We start from the raw sequence: 16,287 nt of genomic DNA on the forward strand, positions 1-16,287 counted from the left end.
GTGTGAAGTGTGGTAACTCCACCTTACCGATGAGCCCGGTGGCCACCGAGTTCGAAATCGCATGGGGTTGGGCATGCCCAACCCCATGCGATCACCTCAATCTACACCGGAAATTACACCACGAGCGCGGACGCTAACCCCCGAATGGCTCTTCGGCTTTTATCAGAATTTGAAGCGGACGCCCGCTGTGAAGGCCCGGCCGATAAAGTCATAGACCGCGATATTGGTCGGCAGGTTCACCCCCGGCACGGTGCCCGGAATGATCGGCGGCTGCTTGTCGAACAGATTGTTGACGTTGGCGAACAGCTCGAAATTGCCATTCCCCTGGGGCACGGTGAAGCGCATGGCCAGGTCGGTATACCAGACCGCCTTCACCTTATCGTCGACGAACTCGATCGGCACCGGCCCACCGGGAATATCCAGCCGCATCTTGTGAATATATTGTTCGGACAGGGTGATGCCGAACGGCCCGTTGCTGTAGTCGATCGAGAAATTGCCGCGCCAGCGCGGGAAGCCGGCCGGGTTGCTACCGACCACGCTGACGCCCGCATAATGGGCGATCGGCGCGCCCGCATATTGCTGGGCATCGAACTTGTCGAGATAGTTCATGTAGAGCCGCAGGCTGAGCGCCCCGTCGCCCAGCGCCGTGCGATAGCTGGCGTCGAAATCGATGCCGGCGGTCTTCAGGAAGGCGATGTTGGCCGGCACGATATGCACCAGCGAGGGCAGGCTGGTCGGCGTCGCCCGATCGATCAGGCCGCATTCGGCCACGCCCGATCCGCCCGCATTATAGCAGTTGGTGATGATCTGCTGCGACGAAAGCGTGTCGATCAGGCCGGTGACCTTGATCTTGTAATAGTCGACCGACAGCGAGAAGCCGGGGAAGAAGGACGGCGTCAGCACGCCGCCGATCGTCAGCGTCTTGGCCTTTTCCGGCTTCAGATTGGCGTTGCCGCTGGTGACCGTGTTCACATTCTGGTTGAGGCCGCTGCCATAGCTGCCATCGGCGGTCTGCAGATCATTGACGATGCCGATGCCACTCTGCGCCCCCGAATAAAGTTCGAACAGGTTGGGCGCACGGATGTCACGCGACAGGGTGGCACGCAGCAGCAGGTCATCGACCGGCTTCCAGGTTGCGCCAACCTTCCAGGTCTCGACCGTACCCGACGTCGAATAGTCGGTGATGCGGCCCGCGCCGTTGATGCTCAGTTCCCGGAAGAAGGGCTTGTCCTTCAGGATCGGCACCGCCAGTTCGGCATAGGCTTCCTTGACGTTCAGGCTGCCATGGGCCGTGCCGACATTGGTCAGCCAGTAGAAGTTGGTGGTGGCCGGCACCCCGCGCAGTCCGGCGAAATAGGCGCTGCGCTCGGCCGCCGTGTCGAGCAGCGAGGGATCGGCATTGCTGGTGAGGTTCAGCGTCTGCTTGCGATATTCCGCGCCGACCGCGAAGTCGACCGGCCCTGCCGGCAAGTCGAACAGGCTGCCACTCAGGTTCACCGCAAAGCTGTCCTGACGGATGCTCGCGCGGTAACGCGACGTGCCGGTCGCATAGGCATAGCCTTCGGGAGTCGACTTGGACGGATCGCCATGCAGCACGTCGATCGGCTTGCAGCCCGCATATTGGCTGGCATAGGTCGGATCGAGCAGCACGCGGCAGGTGATCTGGCCAGTGCTCGGATCGACCACGGCGTCGGCCGCCGCATAGAGCTTCTTGCTGTCATAAAGGCCGGAGTTGGCCAGGATGTGCTTGGAGTCGCCATGCGAGTAGGTGGCGCTCCAGTCGAGCCCGCCCAGCTTGCCGGTGAAGCCGGCATTGACCATCCAGTAGTCGGTGCGTTCCTTGGCGATGGCGGTCGGCTGGCCGGCATCATATTGGCCGACCGTGTAGCTGTCCGTCGCGGACGTCAGCGCCGAATTCAGCGCGGAGGACAGATAGGGATTGCCCTTGTAGATGGTGACACCCTGCGACGCCGGGACGAGCGCATTCACCTGGGTCGAATATTCCAGGTCCGAGCGCGACCAGCTGCCCTGAACGAAGGCGTTGATATCATCGGTCAGGTCATAGCTCAGCCGCCCGAAGGCCTGATAGGTGGTCAGCGGGATGACCGCCGCGCCGGTGGTCGGGATCTGGTAACCGTCGCCCCCCGACTGGAAGCCGGTCGTGCCGACCGCCGTGCCGGTGTTGAACGGGCGCGTCGTGCCGTCATTGTTGATGACCTGCCCGACATAAGGATTGCCCGCCACGCTGGAGGCGGTGATGCGGCCATTGGGGGCGAGCGCCGAAATCAGGATGTTCGACCCGATCGTATAGGGGTTGCGCGCGCCGCCGGGCGCACAGACCGACGCCGGCTCGCTCGCCAGCTTAGTGCAGCCCACGACGCTGCCGACATAGCTATAGCCCTTGGTCGCATAGTCGCGATCGCTACGCAGCATGCCTTCATTATTGGAATATTCGCCGCTCAGCAGGATATGGCCGCGTCCGCCGGCAAAATCCTGGCCGACTGCCAGGCCGAGGCGCTGGTTGGCATTGTCGCCCTCGTCGGAAATGCCCGCCTGGGCGACGCCCTTGATGCCGGTGAATTTCTTGTCGAGCACGAAGTTGACGACCCCCGCGACCGCGTCAGACCCCCATTGGGCCGAGGCGCCGCCTGTCACCACGTCGACCCGCTGCATCAGCAGCTGCGGCAGCACATTGGTGTCGATCGTGCCGATATATTCGGTCGGCGACACGCGCATGCCGTCGAACAGGATCAGCGTGCGCAACGGCCCCTTGGGATTGGCGCTGGGCGTGCCCAGACCGCGCAGGTTGAGCACATTGCCGTGGATCGGCGCGTTCGAGAAATTCGACGCCGACTTGGAAGGGCTGAGCGAATTGGAGAATTGCGGCAGCTTGTTGAGCGCGTCCGGAATGCTCGACGGCGTCGTGCGCGACAATTCCTCGGTCGTGGCGACCGTCACCGGCGTCGGCGCGGTATAGCCATCGCGCACGATGCGCGAGCCGGTCACGACGATGTCGGATGTGCTGACCGGTGCGGCACTACCCTGCTCGGCGGCCTGCTCCGGTGCCGGTGCGGGCGCCGCCGCATCCTGCGCCAGCGCGCTGCCCGTCATCGCGACGATGCTGGCGCCGATCGCCAGCGACGACGCAAAAATCTTGTGCTTGGACATTGGTCTTTCCTCTCCCTGGACGCAATGTGTCGGCTCGTTGGCCCACACCTGTCATTATTATCCCGGTGTGCATTTTTATTTCTATCGCTCCAGCGGTGGATGTCAACTAATTTTGCACCAGTGGTAAATGTTTGATCGAAAAGAAATTACGCCCTTGCCGCAGCGGAAATCCGGCCTTCTTATTAGGGGCAGGGGATAAAGCCGCGAAAAGCGGCGCATCATATATTGACCTATGGTGCAAAAATGTGCGTTATGCCGGCAACAGATCGTGCCGCTCCGCGGACCAGGCACGGCGATCAGCATGGAGAAGGTCGGTGTCGAGCCTGCGCAACAGAGAATCGGTGATAATCAGGGCGTTCCGCCGATGAGCGAACCTGCCTTGTCCCTGTCAGCTTCGCCGTCACCCTCAGCGCCGATCGACAGCCCCCCGCCGCCGTCCCCTGCCCCGGCCACCGCCGATTATCCCAGCCCCTTCATGGGTTGGCTGACGGTCGCGATCCTGTTCCTGCTCTATATCCTGTCGCTGACCGACCGGAACATCATGGCGCTGATGGTCGGCCCGATCAAACAGGATCTGGGTCTCTCCGACCTCCAGATCAGTCTGCTCCAGGGACCGGCCTTCGCCGTCCTCTTCTGCCTGTGCGCCATTCCGCTCGGCATGGCGCTCGACCGCTTCAGCCGCCGCATCGTCCTCTATCTGTCGGTCACGGTGTGGAGCATCGCCGCTGCTTCCTGCGGCCTCGCGGGCAGCTTCGTCGGCCTTGCCATGGCGCGGGCCGGGGTGGGCGCGGGCGAGTCGGGTTTTGGCACCGGCAGCTATTCGGTCGTCGGCGACAGCTTCCCACCGCACCGCGTCTCGCTCGCCATGTCGGTCTTCATCATGGGCGGTGTCATGGGCGCGGGCATCGTCTTCCTGCTGGGCGGCCCGATCGTCGGCGCAGCGATGAAGGCCGGCCCTGCCACATGGCCGCTCTTCGGCACGCTCCAGCCCTGGCAGCAGGTGTTCATCATGACCGGCGCGCCCGGCATCCTGCTCGCCTTCCTCGTCTTCCTGTTCCGCGAACCGCCCCGGCGCAAGACCGTGAGCGCGGGCGCGGGCTATGGCGAGGCATGGGCCTACATCCGCCGGCACAAGCCGCTCTACACCGCCGCCTTTGTCGGCTTCGGCCTGGCCTATGCCGCCACCATCGGCTTCCAGCTCTGGACCCCGGTCTATCTTGCCCGCGTCCATGGCTGGCAGCCGGCGCAGATCGGCCCGGTGATCGGCATCGCCCAGATCGCCGCCGCGGCGCTGATCCCGCTCCATGGCTGGACCGTCGATCGCCTCTATCGCCGGGGACGCAAGGACGCGCATCTCTTCTGGTGCCTGATGACCGTGCTGGCCGCCGCCCCCTTCGGCATCGCCGCCTTCCTGGTCGCCAGCCCCTGGGCCACGGTCGCCTGCTACTGGTGCTTCATGGCGCTGATCCTCTCGACCGCCAGCATGGGGCCGGCCACGGTCCAGGTCGTCACCCCCGCCTATCTGCGCGGCCGCGTCTCGGCGCTCTATGTGCTGGCATCGGGCCTCATCGCCATGGCCGGCGGCCCGGCCTTCATCGGCCTCGTCACCGACAAGCTGTGGGGCGACGAGATGAAGGTGGGCCTCTCGCTCATTACCAGCGTCTTCTGCGTGCTGCTGCCCGCCGCCCTTCTCTTCGCCCTCGGCCGCGCCTCGATGCGCCGCGCCCATGAAGGCGATCCGGTCTGACCGGCTGTTTCCGAAAGGACATAAAGATGATCGAAACCCGCCGCCCCGCCTTCATCGACGGTAAGCCCAAGCAGTTGCTGATCGACGGCCAGCATGTCGACGCGCTGTCGGGCAAGACATTCCAGAGCTTCAGCGCCTCCACCGGCGAACTGGTCGCCGAACTGGCGCTGGCCGGCGCCGAGGATGTCGACCGCGCCGTCCGCGCCGCCCGCGCCGCCTTTGAAGGACCATGGAGCCGCTTCAAGCCGGCCGAGCGCCAGGCGGTATTGCTGCGCCTCGCCGACCTGGTCGATGCCGAGTTCCAGGATCTCGCCCTGCTCGACGTGATCGAGATGGGCCGGCCGATCACCGCCGCAATGGGCTTGCGCGGCATGTTGCAGCGATCGCTGCGCCATTTCGCCGGCGCCGCCACCGCCATCCATGGCGAGACCCTGTCCAACAGCTTTCCGGTCGATCTCCTGTCCTACACGCTCAAGGAGCCGGTCGGCGTCGTCGGCGCGATCATCCCCTGGAACGGGCCGCTGTTCAGCGCCGCCTGGAAGATCGGCCCGGTACTGGCCACCGGCTGCACCATCGTCCTGAAGCCGGCCGAGGATGCCTCGCTCAGCCCGCTGCGCTTTGCCGAACTCTGCCTGGAGGCGGGCGTGCCCCCCGGCGTCGTCAATGTCGTTACCGGCGCGGGCGAGACCGGCGCGGCCCTTTCCGCCCATCCCGACGTCGACAAGATCGCCTTCACCGGCTCGTGCGAGACCGGCCAGCGGATCATCGCGGCCTCGGCCGGATCGGTGAAGAAGGTGACGATGGAACTGGGCGGCAAATCACCCAACATCATCTTTGCCGACGCGGATCTCGACGCCGCCACCCCGGCCGCCGCCATGGGCGTGTTCAACAATTCCGGCCAGGTCTGCGCCGCCGGCACCCGCCTGTTCGTCGAACGGCCGGTCTATGAGGAGATGGTGCAGCGCATCGCGGCCTTCGCCGCCAATCTGAAGATCGGCCCCAGCCTCGATCCCGAAACCGTGATCGGCCCGCTGGTGTCGGCCAAGCAGTTCGCCCGCGTCTCCTCCTATCTCGACCTTGGCCCGCAGGAGGGCGCCCGGCTCGTCACCGGTGGCCATCGCGTCACCGGCGGCGCGCTCGACAAGGGCCATTGGGTCGCCCCGACCATCTTCGCCGATGTGACGGACGAGATGCGGATCGCGCGGGAGGAGATTTTCGGACCCGTCTCCTGCATCCTGCCCTTCGACAGCCTGGACGAGGTGATCGGCCGTGCCAACGCGACCCGTTTCGGCCTCGCCGGCGGGGTGTGGACCCGCGACATCGGCAAGGCCATGACGGCGGTCAAGCGCATCCGCGCCGGCTCCATCTGGGTGAACCATTATTTCGCGATGGACCCGTCGGTCCCGTTCGGCGGCTACAAGATGAGCGGCTATGGGCGGGAGGGCGGCGCCGAGCATATCGACGCCTATCTCCAGACCAAGGGCGTGTGGATCCGCACCTGAGCACCGCCAACCCGAGGGGCCGGTCAGCGCCCCTCGGCATAGGCGCGGATCAGCGCATAGAGATAATCGCGCCCGTCATAGACGCTTTTCACCCTGATGCGCTCGTCCACCCCATGCGCGCCATTGCCGTCGGGATCGAGGACAATGCCCGGCACGCCATAGGTCGGAATACCCGCAGCGCTCAGATAGCGGCCATCGGTGCCGGCGGTCAGCAGGTTGGGCACCAGCGGAATGCCGGGAAAATGCCGCTGCGCCAGTTTTTCGGCCGGTCCCATGATCCGGGGATCGAGCGGCGGCGGCACGGCCGGCGCGCCCTTGTCGCCCTTGCGCGTCAGGGCAATGCCGGACGGCAGCGCCGCGCGCAGCCGCGCCTCGACATCCTCCACCCTGTCGCCCGGAAACAGGCGACACTGGATCGTCGCCTGCGCCCGCTGCGGCAGCGCATTTTCGGCATGGCCCGCCTCCACCTGCGTCGCGACACAGGTGGTGCGCAGCATCGCATTATAGGTGACGTCGCCCGTCACCGTCGCGACCGTTGCGGCGTCGTCCTGCCCCTGCCCCAGCCGCTCCATCGCCTGCCCCATCGCGCCGCCGACGATCGGTCCCATGCGGGTAAAATAGCCGCGATTGGTCGGGTTGAGCTGGATCGGGAATAACAGCCGCCGCACCGCCGCCAGCGCATCGGCCAGGTCATAGATCGCATTGTCGGGACGCGGGCGGCTGCTATGGCCGCCGCTGTTGCGCGCCTCAATCGTGAAGCTCTGCGCATATTTCTCGCCCACCGCGAGATAGAGGGCGATCGGCCGGCCGTCCTTGTCGCTGATGCCATAGCCACCCTCGTTCAGGGCAAAGCCCGCCTGCACCGCATCGCGCCGGTTGCGTAGCAGCCAGTCGACGCCGTTCACCGCATCGCTGCTTTCCTCGCCACAGGTCAGCGCAACTTTGATCGTGCGCCGGGGACGAAAGCCCGCCGCCTGCATCCGGATCAGGCTGTCGATCCAGATCGCCGACAGCGCCTTGTCGTCGATCACCCCGCGCCCGATGAAATAGCCCTTCTCCTCGGTCAGGCGGAACGGATCGCGCGGCCAATCCTCGCGCCGGGCGGCCACCACATCGATATGATCGACCAGCAGCATCGGCGCGGCGCGCGGATCGCTGCCCTCGATCCGGGCGATCAGGCCGCCATCCTTCTCATGCCCCTCCGGCACGAAGACCTCGGCGCGGTCCGGCCCGAACCCGGCCTTGCGCAGCCGATCGAGCATCCGGCCCGCCGCGACGGTGCAGCTGCCGGTCGAGGCGCTGGTATCGGTCTCCACCAGTGCGCGATAGATATCGCGAAAGGCGATCTGGTCGGGGCGCAGTTCCGCCGCCATAGCCGGGCCGGATGCCAGCGCGACAAGGCCACCAAGGGCCAGCAGGGAGCTTCTCATTTCTGAATGTCGAGCGCGTGTTCGGGGCAGGATTTGGCGCCCATCCAGGCCAGCCTTTCCTGCTCTTCCGGCACATCGATATCGCCGGGCATGATATAGCCCTCGTCATCCAGCTCGAAGATGTCGGGCGCCATCGCCCAGCAGCGGGCATGGCCCTGGCATTTCTCGCGATGCACGATGATCTTCATGCCGCATCCTCCTGTGACCAGTCGAGGATGAGATTTTCGATCCCGAACACATGGCCGCCATAGGTGACCGGCGCGGTGCCGGCCTTGATGCGGAAGGTCGGGATGCGTTTCAGCCATTCCTCCAGCCCCACGACGATCTCGCGCCGCGCCAGATGCGACCCCAGGCAACGATGCGGACCATAGGCAAAGGCGGTGTGGCGATTATCCTCGCGGGCGAGGTCGATGCGCGCGGGATCGGCAAATTCCAGCGGATCGCGATTGGCAATCATCGTCGCGCAGGACACATAGTCGCCCTTGCGGATCGGCGCGCCCTCGAAATCCACGTCCTTCGTCGCGACCCGGATCATCTGCACCGTCGGATAGGCGCGCAGCAATTCCTCCGCCGCCAGCACGATCCGCTTGGGGTCGTCGCGCAGCCATTGCTGGTCCGCCTGATGCCGCGCCAGATAATTGAGGTCAAAGCCGATCGCGGCCGCCACCGTGTCCAGCCCGGCGATGAACAGCAGCACGCCCGTGCCCCTGATCTCCATGTCGGTCAGCGGCCGGTCGTCGATCCGCGACTGCACCAGGAAGGACATGAAATCATCGACTGGCTGCCGACGCCGATCGGCCGACAATTCGTCGATGAAGGCAACGATGGTGCGCGCCGCCGCCGGCCGCTTCACATTGTCGCCATGCAGCAGGTCGTTGGCCCAGCCGACAAATTCGTCCAGCCGATCGTCCGACAGGCCCAGGAAGCGCAGGAAGATATTGACCGCGAAGGGGAAGGCAAAATCGGTCATCACGTCGCAGCTGGTGCCCGACGCCGCGATCCGGTCGATCAGCACGCTCGCCCTTTCGCGCACTGCCGTTTCCAGCGCCATCACCCGCTTGGGCGACAGCAGCGGGTTGAGCAGCGAGCGGAACTTGCCATGGTCTGGCGGGTCCAGTTCCAGCGGGATCATCGGCCAGCTTTCGCCCAGTGCCGAGGCGAAGATGCTGCGATGGCTGGAGAAGGTTTCGGGATCCTGCAACACCCGCCGCTGGTCCTGCGCACGGGTGATGACCCATGTGCCCTTGCCGTCGCGAGTGTTGACCGGCGAATAGAAGATGCGCGGCCCATCATGCACCACCGCGCTCGCCGCCTGCGGATCGCCATTGGGCGTCGGCTCCAGCCCCGGCGAGCTGAACAGGCTGAAATTGCCGATCATGTCGGGCGGCACATGCGCCGGGATCGGACAGGCGGCCATGGTCTCCATACTACGCTCTCCTGCAGCGGTAGCCAGTTCTCGCGCCACGACGGACCGGCCTTATCAATTTTGCATTATGGTATAGTTTATGAGCGCGCCGCCGGCTGTCAATCGGACAATCGTCGTTACGATATTTTCCCGTGCGCGGCGCACGGGCGCCGCCGCATTTCCACGCTTTTCCGCCACATTGCGCAAAATTCGCGATTTCCGTTGCGGATGAAAATTATCCTTGAGTGCAAAATATAACTAGCCACCTGTGCAATATTGACCTAAGGAATCGGACATGGATCGCAAGCGGCCATCCGAAAGCCGCGAGCAGCCCGACGGGTGACACCCGGACGGCGCGTTCGCCTTTCGAGCAGAACAGGGATGTGAGTGGATGGCGGAAATGGAGCCGATCGATAGAGAAGAATTCCGGCAGGAGGCGCGTGCCTGGCTGAAGGCGAATTTTCCGCCCTCGCTGACCAATGTGCCCGGCCTCCTCTTCCAGGGCGACGCCAATGCCGCCGCCGCCAATGCCGACTATCAACTCTGGCGCCAGCGCATGACCGACAAGGGCTGGGGCGTGCCCACCTGGGCGCCGCGCTATGGCGGCGCCGGCCTCACCGAAGCGCATGGCAAGATCATCGGCGAGGAACTGACGGCGATAGGCGGTTTCAACCCGATCCGCAGCTATGGCACGATGATGCTTGGCCCGACCTTGCTGGAATATGGCGACGAAGCGCAGAAGCTGGAACATCTGCCCTTCATCGCCAGCCATGAGCGGCGCTGGTGCCAGGGCTTTTCCGAACCCGGCGCGGGATCGGACCTGGCCGCGCTCCAGACCAAATGCATCGACATGGGCGATCACTGGCTGGTCAGCGGGCAGAAGATCTGGACATCGGGCGCCGACCAGGCCGACTGGTGCTTCGTGCTCGTCCGCACCGATACCGAGCGCAAGCAGGGCGGCATCAGCTTCCTGCTGGTCGACATGCAATCCGAAGGGATCGAGGCGCGACCGATCGTCCTCATCAGCGGATCGACCCATTTCTGCGAGGTCTTCTTCAACGATGTGAAGGTGCCCAAGGGCAATCTGGTGGGCGAGGTCAACCAGGGCTGGACCATCGCCAAGCGGCTGCTGCAGTTCGAACGCAACAGCCTGTCGGAGGTGAAGGCCGACATCACCCCCCTCGCCCCGCTGGCCCATGACTATCTCGGCACGGACGCGCTTGGGCGGATCGACAGCCCGGACCTGCGCGCCCGGCTGGTGCGCAATGCGATGCGGCATGAAGCCTATATGGCGACCGTCCGCCGCCTCGCCGCCGAAGCCAAGAATGGCGGCCCCAGCCATGGCGTGTCCGCACTCAAGAATTTGTGGTCCGGCATCATCCAGGAACGGGCCGAGCTGCTGGTCGAGATCATGGGCGCCGATGGCCTGGGCTGGGCCGGCGATCCCTATAGCGCGGCCGAGAAGGAGGCGACGCGCGCCTGGCTGCACAGCAAGGCCTTCTCCATCTACGGCGGCAGCTACGAGGTGCAGAACAATATCACCGCCAAGCGCACGCTGGGCCTGCCGGGCTGAGCATGGGCGAGGACGATAGAAAAGACAGGATGCGGGAGGACGCGCCGTGGCGGTGCTGAACGAAGAACAGACGATGCTGAAGGACATGGCGTCACAATGGGTGCGCGACCGCCTGCCCGTGACCGCGCTGCGCGGCCTGTACGACCATGGCGGCGGCGGCCGCAGCGGATCGGACGGCTATGATGCCGAGGCATGGGCCGAAATGGCGCAGATGGGCTGGTGCGGCATCATCGTGCCGGAAGCCCATGGCGGCGCCGATTTCGGCTATCTCAGCCTTGGCCTGGTGATCGAGGAACTGGGGCGCACCCTGGCCGCCTCACCGCTCATCAGCTCCGCGCTGGTCGCCGCATCCGCGCTGCGCCTCGCGGGCACGCAGGAGCAACAGGCCGGCTGGCTGCCGGGCATCGCTGACGGATCGCTGATCGGCACGCTGGCGCTCGACGAAGGGCCGCATCATGCACCCGAGCGCACCGCGCTGGCGGCCACAGCCTCAGGCGATGGCTGGAAGCTGTCAGGCACCAAGCGCCCGGTGCAGGACGGCATGATCGCCGACCTCGCCATCGTTGCCGCGCGCACCAGCGGCGCGCCGGGCGATCGCGATGGCCTGACCCTGTTCCTGGCGCCGACCGACAGCGCCGGGCTGGAGCGGCAGCCGCTCGACCAGATCGATGCCCGTCGGCCGGCCCTTTATCGCTTCGATAGTGTCAACATCGCTGTCAACGACGTGCTGGGCGAAGTCGGCAAGGCCGCTGACCTGCTCGACGCGATCCGCGACCGGGCCGCGATCGGCATGGCGGCCGAAATGCTGGGCAGCGCGACCCAGGCGTTCGACATCACGCTCGATTATCTCAAGACCCGCGTCCAGTTCGGCGCGATCATCGGCTCCTTCCAGGCGCTGCAGCATCGCGCCGCCGAACTGTTCGGCGAATTGCAGCTGACGCGATCGGCGGTCGAAACCGCCCTGGCGGCGATCGATGCCGATGATCCTGCGCTCCCCGCCCTCGCCTCGCTTGCCAAGGCGACCGCCGGCGAGACGCTACACCGCATTTCCTCGCAGATGGTCCAGCTTCATGGCGGCATCGGCATGACCCATGAACATGATGCCGGCCTTTATCTCAAGCGCGCCCGCGTCGCGGAGCAATGTCATGGCAGCACCGCCTGGCACCGCGAGCGCTGGGCACGCCTCAATGGCTATTGAGGGGCCGATGACCATGAAATCGCGCGAAATACAGTTGAAGCGCCGCCCGGTCGGCGCCCCGGTGGCGGAGGATTTCGCCACCGTCGAGCAGGCCCTGCCGCCACCCGGCCCCGGCGAGGTTCGGGTTCGCAATCTCTGGATGGCGGTCGACCCGGCGATGCGCGGACGGATGAGCGACGCCAAAAGCTATGTTCCACCCTTCGCCCTCGATGCGGCGATGGAGGGGCCGGCGATCGGCGAAGTCGTCACCTCCAACGATCCGGCCTTCGCCCCCGGCGACCTCGTCTTTTCCCGGCTTGGCTGGCGCGAGGCGTTCAACGCCCCCGGCGCCGCGCTCCAGCATCGCGATCGCCAGGCACTGCCGCCCCAGGCCTATCTCTGCTTCGCCGGCATGACCGGCCTCACCGCCTATGCCGGCCTCATCCGCATTGCGGAGTTGCAGCCGGGCGATACCGTCTTCGTGTCGGCCGCGTCCGGCGCGGTCGGATCGATCGCCTGCCAGATCGCCCGCAACATGGGATGCAAGGTGATCGGATCGGCCGGCGGCCCGGACAAGACCGCCTTCCTGCGCGATGTGCTCCAGGTCGACGCCGCAATCGATTACAAGGCGGAGCCGAACCTGACCAAGGCCCTCGCCCGCGAAGTCAAGGCGATCGGCGCCAGCGGCATCGACGTCTATTTCGACAATGTCGGCGGCGATCATCTGCAGGCCGCCCTGTCGCTCGCCAATGATTTCGCGCGCTTCGCCATCTGCGGCATGATCTCGCAATATAATGTGACCGACGCGCCGACCGTGCCGCGCAACCTCACCATGCTGATGACCAAGCGCATCCGCATGCAGGGCTATATCGCGCTCGACCATATGGATCTGGAGGCGGAGATGCTGGAGCGCATGACCGCCTGGAACCAGGCCGGCCAGATGGCCTCGGCCGAAACCGTCTATGATGGCATAGACAAGGCGCTCGACGCCTTCTGGGGCCTGTTCTCGGGCGCCAATATCGGCCGCACCATGGTCAGGCTGGGCTAGAGGGAACTCCATGTACGACATGCTCAAGGGCCTGCGCGTGGTAGAAGGCGCCGCCTTCATCGCCGGCCCGTCCTGCGGCCTGCACCTGGCACAGATGGGGGCGGAGGTGATCCGTTTCGACGCCATCGGTGGCGGCCCGGACTATCGCCGCTGGCCGATCGCACCGTCCGGGGCCAGCCTCTATTGGGAGGGTCTCAACAAGGGCAAGAAATCGATCGCGATCGATCTGGGCTGCCCCGAAGGGCGCGAACTGGCGGTCGCCATCGCCACCGCGCCGGGCGACAATGCCGGCCTGTTCCTCACCAACTATCCGGTCAAGGGCTTCCTCAGCCATGAGGCGCTGGCCGCGCGCCGCGCCGACATCATCAGTGTCCGCGTGATGGGCTGGGCCGATGGATCGCCGGCGGTCGATTACACCATCAACGCCGCCGCCGGCGTGCCGATGATGACCGGCCCGGCCGACGATGACCGCCCGGTCAACCATGTCCTGCCGGCCTGGGATCTGCTGGGCGGCGCCTATGCCGCCTTTGCCATGACGTCCGCCCTGCTGCGCCGGCGCGCGACCGGCCAGGGCGCGGAAATCCGCGTGCCCCTGTCCGATCTCGCTGCCTCCACCCTGTCGCATCTGGGCTCCGTGGCTGAAGTGCTGTCGGCCGGCGACCGGCTGCGCATGGGCAATGACCTGTTCGGTGCCTTCGGACGGGATTTCCTGACCGCCGACGGCAAAAGGCTGATCGTCGTCGCCATCACCCCGCGCCAATGGACCGGCCTCCTCAAGACGCTGGAGCTTGGCGAAGCGATCGCCGCGATCGAGGGCGAAACGGGTGCCAACTTCGCCAGGGATGAAGGCGCCCGCTTCACCCATCGCGCTAGCCTCTTCCCGCTGTTCGAAGCCGCCTTCGCCGCGCGCAGCAGCGACGCGCTAAAGCCCGCCTTCGACGCGGGCGGCGTCACCTGGGGCGAATATCAGTCGCTGCATCAGGCCGTGACGCAGGACGAGCGGCTGTTCACCGCCAATCCGCTGTTCGAGACGATCGCCCATCCCAGCGGCCTCACCTACCCCACATCCGGTCCTGCGGGCACGCTAGCCGGCGAGCCGCGCGGCGCCGTCGGCACCGCTCCGCGCCTTGGCGAGCATAGCGACCAGATATTGAGCGAGTTGCTGGGCCTCGACAGCGGCGCGATCGGCCGCCTCCATGACGAAGGACTGGTCGCATGACCCTTTCCCCATCCGATATCGCCCATTGGCAGACATGGGTCGGCAGGACCGAGAGCCGGACCGAAATGCTCGACCGGGAAGCGCTGCGCCGTTTCGCCGCCGCCATCGGCGAGCCGCTCGATGTCGAGGCGGTCCAGCCCTCGCTGGCCCATTGGGCCTTCTTCCTGCCGGTGGCCGCCGCCGACCAGATCGGCCCGGACGGCCATCCCAAACGCGGCGGCTTCCTGCCGCCGATCAGCCTGCCCCGCCGCATGTTCGCCGCCGCCGAGATGCAGTTCCACGCACCCTTGATGCTCGACTGGGAAGCGACCCGCACCTCGACCGTGCTGGACATCGCCCACAAGAGCGGCCGCAGCGGCGAGCTTGTCCTCGTGAAGGTCGGCCACAGCATCGTCCAGGCCGATCGCGAACGGGTGAGCGAGGTGCAGACCATCGTCTATCGCGACACCGGCGCACCGACGCCCGCGATCGCCCCCGCGACCGTCGATGCGGCCCCCGACGATGTGAGTTGGACGCCCGGCAGCGTCGACCTGTTCCGCTTCTCGGCCGTCACCTTCAACAGCCATCGCATCCATTATGACCTGCCCTATGCGACCGGCGAGGAAGGCTATCCCGGCCTGGTGGTCCACGGCCCCTTTACCGCTGCCAAGTTGTTCGGCCATGCCCGGCGCGGCGGCCGCAGCCCGACCCGCTTCGCCTTCCGCGCGGTCGCGCCGGTCTTCGCCGGCCAGCCCGTATTGCTGCGCGAGGATGAAGCCGGCCGCTGCCGCGCGATCCGCTGCGACGGCAGCGACGCGATGGTCGCCGACATCGGATATTGAGAGGAGATTTCTGCATGGACGCCGAGACGTTCGACCTGTTCCGCACCACCGTCCGCCGCTTCGTCAGCGAAAAGCTGATCCCGGCCGAGGACGCCGTCGAGGAAGCGGACGCCGTTCCCGAAACCATCATCCAGCAGATGCGCGACATGGGCCTGTTCGGCCTGTCCGTGCCGGAGGAATTTGGCGGCATCGGCTGCACCATGGCGGAGGAAGCGGCGATCATCCGCGAGATCACCCGCGCGTCCGTCGTCTTCCGCTCGGTCATCGGCACCACCGTCGGCATCGGCAGCCAGGGCATCGTCATGGACGGGACCGAGGAGCAGAAGCGCGAATGGCTGCCCAAATTCGCCACCGGTGAAGCGATCGCCAGCTTCGGCCTGACCGAGCCGGAGGCCGGGTCTGACGCCGGTTCGCTGCGCACCGTCGCCATCCGCGACGGCGACACTTACCGCATCACCGGCACCAAGCGCTATATCACCAATGCCCCGCGCGCCAGCGTCTTCACCTTGATGGCCCGGACCGAACCGGATGTGAAGGGCGCGGCCGGCATTTCCGCCTTCATCCTGCCCGCCGACACCCCCGGCATCAGCTTCGGCAAGCCGGACAAGAAAATGGGGCAGAAGGGGTCGATCACCACCGATGTCATTCTGGACGATGTCGTCGTGCCGGCCGCCAACATCATCGGCGGCGTACCCGGTCGCGGCTTCAAGACCGCGATGAAGGTGCTGGATCGCGGCCGCATCCATATCGCCGCGGTCGCGCTCGGCATGTGCCAGCGGTTGATCGACATGGCCCTGCAATATGCCATGGAACGCAAGCAGTTCGGCCAGCGCATCGCCGATTTCCAGCTGGTCCAGGCGATGCTCGCCGACATGAAGGTCGACATGCTGACGACCGAAGCGCTGATGCAGTCAGTCGCCGCCAAATTCGACGCGGGCGAGCCGGTCAGCCTGGAATGCGCCGCGCTCAAATATTACGCATCCGAAGCCGTCGGCCGGATCGCCGACCGCGCCGTCCAGATCTATGGCGGCGCCGGCTATATGGCCGAATACAAGGTCGAGCGCTTCTATCGCGATGTCCGGCTGCTGCGCATCTATGAAGGCACCAGCCAGATCCAGCAGACCATCATCGCCAAGCAGATGATCCGCCAGGCCGAAGCGGCCGCCTGATCCTCCCCATTCCCGCAAAGGACATCGC

Annotated in this window: 12 protein-coding genes; 8 read left to right on the forward strand and 4 right to left on the reverse strand. The window is 65.8% G+C overall.

The window, feature by feature from the left end; all coding sequences use genetic code 11:
- Positions 1–162: 162 nt before the first annotated feature.
- Positions 163–3,168: a TonB-dependent receptor domain-containing protein gene (locus AC13EK_RS06425; protein WP_069338199.1), complete on the reverse strand. Its 3,006-nt coding sequence runs from the start codon at positions 3,166–3,168 to the stop codon at positions 163–165.
- A gap of 364 nt (positions 3,169–3,532) precedes the next feature.
- On the opposite strand from AC13EK_RS06425, the gene AC13EK_RS06430 reads away from it, so the two are divergent.
- Positions 3,533–4,915 (forward strand): MFS transporter, encoded by a 1,383-nt coding sequence (locus AC13EK_RS06430; protein ID WP_069338201.1) that lies wholly within the window; start codon positions 3,533–3,535, stop codon positions 4,913–4,915.
- A 26-nt stretch (positions 4,916–4,941) separates the two neighbouring features.
- On the forward strand, positions 4,942–6,417 hold the full coding sequence (locus AC13EK_RS06435) for an aldehyde dehydrogenase family protein (RefSeq protein WP_069338200.1): 1,476 nt from the start codon (positions 4,942–4,944) through the stop codon (positions 6,415–6,417).
- Positions 6,418–6,440: 23 nt separating this feature from the next.
- On the opposite strand, the gene AC13EK_RS06440 is transcribed toward AC13EK_RS06435, so the two are convergent.
- From AC13EK_RS06440 to AC13EK_RS06450, 3 genes are read right to left on the reverse strand one after another with little or no spacing between them, the layout of a single operon-like run.
- Positions 6,441–7,847: a M20/M25/M40 family metallo-hydrolase gene (locus AC13EK_RS06440; RefSeq protein ID WP_483022090.1), complete on the reverse strand. Its 1,407-nt coding sequence runs from the start codon at positions 7,845–7,847 to the stop codon at positions 6,441–6,443.
- Positions 7,844–8,035: a ferredoxin gene (locus AC13EK_RS06445; RefSeq protein WP_483022091.1), complete on the reverse strand. Its 192-nt coding sequence runs from the start codon at positions 8,033–8,035 to the stop codon at positions 7,844–7,846. Before AC13EK_RS06445 ends, AC13EK_RS06440 begins: the two co-directional genes overlap by 4 nt.
- Positions 8,032–9,273, reverse strand: coding sequence for a cytochrome P450 (locus AC13EK_RS06450; protein ID WP_069338682.1), 1,242 nt, complete (start codon positions 9,271–9,273; stop codon positions 8,032–8,034). Before AC13EK_RS06450 ends, AC13EK_RS06445 begins: the two co-directional genes overlap by 4 nt.
- 370 nt (positions 9,274–9,643) lie before the next feature.
- Here AC13EK_RS06450 and AC13EK_RS06455 point away from each other — a divergent pair, with 370 nt between their 5' ends.
- The 6 genes from AC13EK_RS06455 to AC13EK_RS06480 are packed head-to-tail and all read left to right on the forward strand — an operon-like array spanning position 9,644 to position 16,259.
- Positions 9,644–10,825, forward strand: a complete 1,182-nt coding sequence (locus AC13EK_RS06455; RefSeq protein ID WP_069338681.1) for an acyl-CoA dehydrogenase family protein — start codon at positions 9,644–9,646, stop codon at positions 10,823–10,825.
- A gap of 46 nt (positions 10,826–10,871) precedes the next feature.
- Positions 10,872–12,023 carry an acyl-CoA dehydrogenase family protein gene (locus AC13EK_RS06460; protein ID WP_069338680.1) on the forward strand — a complete coding sequence of 384 codons (1,152 nt, stop codon included), beginning with the start codon at positions 10,872–10,874 and terminating at the stop codon, positions 12,021–12,023.
- A gap of 7 nt (positions 12,024–12,030) precedes the next feature.
- A complete protein-coding gene (locus tag AC13EK_RS06465) occupies positions 12,031–13,050 on the forward strand; it encodes an NADP-dependent oxidoreductase (RefSeq protein ID WP_069338679.1) in 1,020 nt (339 codons plus the stop codon).
- A 10-nt stretch (positions 13,051–13,060) separates the two neighbouring features.
- Complete coding sequence (locus AC13EK_RS06470) at positions 13,061–14,269, forward strand: CoA transferase (protein ID WP_069338678.1); 1,209 nt, start codon at positions 13,061–13,063, stop codon at positions 14,267–14,269.
- The gene (locus AC13EK_RS06475) at positions 14,266–15,090 is read left to right on the forward strand and encodes an HTD2 family dehydratase (protein WP_277788248.1); all 825 of its coding nucleotides are present in this window, start codon (positions 14,266–14,268) and stop codon (positions 15,088–15,090) included. Before AC13EK_RS06470 ends, AC13EK_RS06475 begins: the two co-directional genes overlap by 4 nt.
- A 14-nt stretch (positions 15,091–15,104) precedes the next feature.
- Positions 15,105–16,259 carry an acyl-CoA dehydrogenase family protein gene (locus AC13EK_RS06480; protein ID WP_004212335.1) on the forward strand — a complete coding sequence of 385 codons (1,155 nt, stop codon included), beginning with the start codon at positions 15,105–15,107 and terminating at the stop codon, positions 16,257–16,259.
- Positions 16,260–16,287 lie beyond the last annotated feature (28 nt).

It is taken from the genome of Sphingobium sp. L-44 (genome assembly GCF_056859495.1).